Below are 3,190 nucleotides of genomic sequence, written 5' to 3' on the forward strand. Positions count from 1 at the left end.
ACTGAGCGGTCAGCCATCAGCCGTCAGTGGTCAGCTTGTGGCCCGTGGTAAACCCCTCTCGGGTGGCGGGGAGGGTTTATCCCCCCTAACCCCCCTTGCTAAGGGGGGTGACAAGGCGTCTCGCGTTTTGCGTCTCGCGTTTGGGGTCTCGCGTACGACGTACGACGTACGACCCGACCCCCGCGTTGGGCTATCAGCTATCAGCTATCGGCTATCGGCTATCGGCTATCGGCTACTGGCTATCGACAATCACCACCCCACGTCAGACCTCGACCGGCTTCCCCCACTCCGCCAGGAAGGCCCCCGTGCTCTGCTGCTCGAGCTTCTGCCGCAGGACCTCGAGCTTGTCGGCTTCCCCGTGCACCAGGGCCACCCGCCGTTCGCCCTTGAGCCAGTGCAGCAGCTCGTCCTGCCCGGCGTGGCCGGAGAAGCCGCCGATGGTGTAGGTGCGCGCCCGCACCGGTATGTCCCGGCTGAACATCCGTACGCTGGGCGCTCCCTCGATCAGCAGCCGCCCCAGCCCGCCCCGCGGCTGGTAGCCGGTGATCACCAGGGCGTTGTCCGGGCCCGGCAGCCCGTGGCGCAGGTGGTGCAGGATGCGGCCCCCGGCCAGCATCCCGCTGCCCGCGATGACCACCAGCGGGCCCTGGAGCTCGTTGAGCGCCTTCGACTCCTCCACGCTCTGGGTGTACTTGAGGCCCCGGGGGCGGAAGGGGTCGCGGCCCTGGCGGTAGAGCGCCTGCACCTCCTCGCTGAAGTACTCCCGCACCGAGGGATAGATCTCGCTGATCTTGGAGGCCATGGGCGAGTCCACGAAGACCGGCACGCTGGGGATGTGGCGGCCTTCCTCGAGGTCGCGCAGGTAGAACAAGATCTCCTGGGTGCGCTCGAGCGCGAAGCTGGGGATGAAGACCTTGCCCCCCCTGCCCAGCGTCTCGGAGAGGATGCCGGCGAACTCGGCGATGGTCTCGGGGAAGGAGCGGTGGGCGCGGTCGCCGTAGGTGCCCTCGCACAGCACCAGGTCGGCGGGGGCCGCGTCTTCGGGGTTGGGCAGCACCTCCTTGTGGGCGTGGCCCAGGTCGCCGCTGAAGACCAGCCGCTTGCCCTGCGCCGTCGCCTCCACGAACGCGCTGCCCGGCAGGTGCCCGGCGGTGCCCAGCCGCAGCCGCAGGGGGCCGAACTCGAGCTCCTGCTCCAGGGGGACGTCCTCGAGGCGGCCGTAGAGCTCGTGCAGGTCGGCCTCGTCCCAGTCGAGCGGCGGGGCCTCCTTGCCCTTGCGCACGAGCCGGTCGCGCTCCTCGCTCATCAGGTGCAGGGAGTCCTCGAGGATCACCGGCAGGAAGAGCCGGGTGGGCTTGGTCAGGTAGACCCTGCCCCGGTAGCCGCGCCGGATCAGCAGCGGCAGCCGCCCGATGTGGTCGTGGTGGGCGTGGGAGATCACGACCGCGTCGAGGCTGGAGGGCTCGAAGCCGAAGGGCTCGTTGTTGCGGTCGTCCTCCGAGCCCTGGTAGGCCCCGCAGTCCAGCAGCAGGCGGTATCCCTGGTGTTCGAGCAGGTGACAGCTCCCCGTGACGGTTCTGGCAGCTCCGTAGGGCGTCAGGCGCATGGCGCCAATCTACCACCGGGCCGGTAATCTAGCCGTGTGGACGTCACCGACCGGCATATCGAGGCCCACCTCTTCGAGGCCCTCTCGAGCCTGGGCCGCGCCGAGGGCCGCCGGCTCCACCTTTCCCCCGAGCTCCGCTGGGTCTACACCCGAACCGCCGAGCTCAACCACGCCTTCGCCGCCCGCCTGAGCCCTGCCCGCCTCGACCCGGTCGTCCTGGAGACGGTGCAGCGCTTCGCCTTCTGGCACGCCCCTCTCACCTGGGTGGTGGGCCCCGGCACCCAGCCCCCCGGCCTGGGGCAGCACCTCGAGCGCTTCGGCTTCAGGCTGCGCGAGAGCCGCCTCGGGATGACCCTGGAGCCGGGCGCCCTGCGGAGAGCCCCCTGGGTGGAGGGGCTGGCGCTCGAGCCGGTCACCCCCGCCGGCCTCGGGGCCTGGGCCAAGGTGGTCGCCCTCGCCAACGCCATCCCCCGCACCCGCCTGGCCCTGCTCGAGGAGGTGCTGGCGGTAACGCTGGAGCAGCCCGCCTGGCGGCACCTCCTGGCGCGGTTGGACGGGGAACCCGTGGCCGCGCTGGGCCTGCTCGAGGCCGCCGGGGTGGTGGGGCTCCACTGGCTCGCCACGGTGCCGAAAGCCCGGGGCAGGGGCGTCGCCGGCGCGCTGGTGGGGAGGGCGCTCGAGGCCCACGCCCCGCCGGGTCTGCCCGCGGTGGCGCTCGCCACCCCCCAAGCCGCGGCACTGGCGCGGCGGCTGGGTTTTTCCGCTGCCGGACGCTACGACTTTTACACGCTGCAGCCCAAGTGAGCCCGCCGTGCGGGGAACTGCCTCCGGTAGGGCCTTCTCTCGCCTTGACAGCGGTCAATCCCTGGTGTAACCTATTCGCTCGGACGAGGTTCTAGCCCTGCTGTCCAAGCCAACCATCGGGGAAACCAACAAGGCGGGCCACCCTAGCTCAACTGGTAGAGCACCCGACTTGTAATCGGAAGGTTGTCGGTTCGATTCCGATGGGTGGCTCCAAAATCCACAGTGGGGGCAGGTGCCCGAGCGGCCAAAGGGGACGGTCTGTAAAACCGTTGGCGCAAGCCTTCGATGGTTCGAATCCATCCCTGCCCACCAACGAACTCTGTTCGCTGGGGTATGATGGGTTGGCGGTCAGACGCGCGGGAATAGCTCAGTCGGTAGAGCATCTGCTTCCCAAGCAGAGGGTCGTGGGTTCGAGTCCCATTTCCCGCTCCACTTTATCTCTAGGCCGCTTCGCCGCACCTTGGAGATAAGCCAGCGCCGGAGTGCTCGGGTAGCTCAGCTGGTAGAGCACACCCTTGGTAAGGGTGAGGTCGTCGGTTCAAGCCCGATCCCGAGCTCCATAGCAGTACAAGCGCCGCCCGGTCACCGCTACGGGCGGCGTGAAAGTGAAAAGGTACGGCAGAGCCGTGCCGGCAGCGGAAGCCAAAGGAGGAAACCATGGCGAAAGGGGTATTCGAGCGGACGAAGCCGCACGTGAACGTGGGGACGATCGGGCACGTGGACCACGGGAAGACGACGCTGACGGCGGCGATCACGTTCGTGGCGGCGGCGGCGAACCCG

Annotated in this window: 3 protein-coding genes and 4 tRNA genes; 6 read left to right on the forward strand and 1 reads right to left on the reverse strand. The window is 69.1% G+C overall.

All coding sequences use genetic code 11. The features are described 5' to 3' along the window. Nucleotides 1-262: 262 nt before the first annotated feature. The gene (locus Mterra_RS20020) at nucleotides 263-1,606 is read right to left on the reverse strand and encodes an MBL fold metallo-hydrolase (RefSeq protein ID WP_119316710.1); all 1,344 of its coding nucleotides are present in this window, start codon (nucleotides 1,604-1,606) and stop codon (nucleotides 263-265) included. A gap of 36 nt (nucleotides 1,607-1,642) precedes the next feature. Here Mterra_RS20020 and Mterra_RS20025 point away from each other — a divergent pair, with 36 nt between their 5' ends. From Mterra_RS20025 to Mterra_RS20050, 6 genes are all read left to right on the forward strand, one after another. Continuing rightward, a complete protein-coding gene (locus tag Mterra_RS20025; protein ID WP_119316711.1) occupies nucleotides 1,643-2,410 on the forward strand; it encodes a GNAT family N-acetyltransferase in 768 nt (255 codons plus the stop codon). Nucleotides 2,411-2,547: 137 nt separating this feature from the next. Beyond that, nucleotides 2,548-2,623, forward strand: a tRNA-Thr gene (locus Mterra_RS20030). Between the two features lie 13 nt (nucleotides 2,624-2,636). After that, nucleotides 2,637-2,722 (forward strand) — tRNA-Tyr (locus Mterra_RS20035). Nucleotides 2,723-2,766: 44 nt separating this feature from the next. Beyond that, a tRNA-Gly gene (locus Mterra_RS20040) sits at nucleotides 2,767-2,842 on the forward strand. Between the two features lie 52 nt (nucleotides 2,843-2,894). Continuing rightward, nucleotides 2,895-2,970: transfer RNA gene (locus tag Mterra_RS20045), tRNA-Thr, on the forward strand. 97 nt (nucleotides 2,971-3,067) lie between these two features. Beyond that, on the forward strand, nucleotides 3,068-3,190 hold a 123-nt coding region (locus tag Mterra_RS20050), incomplete at its 3' end, for a GTP-binding protein (protein ID WP_245970005.1).

The sequence above is a fragment of the Calidithermus terrae genome, from assembly GCF_003574345.1.
GTDB lineage: Bacteria > Deinococcota > Deinococci > Deinococcales > Thermaceae > Calidithermus > Calidithermus chliarophilus.

Bases quoted from the DNA above. Each gene is read 5' to 3' on its own strand.
- Mterra_RS20020 (WP_119316710.1), bottom strand. From the start codon at position 1,606: ATGCGCCTGACGCCCTACGGAGCTGCCAGAACCGTCACGGGGAGCTGT.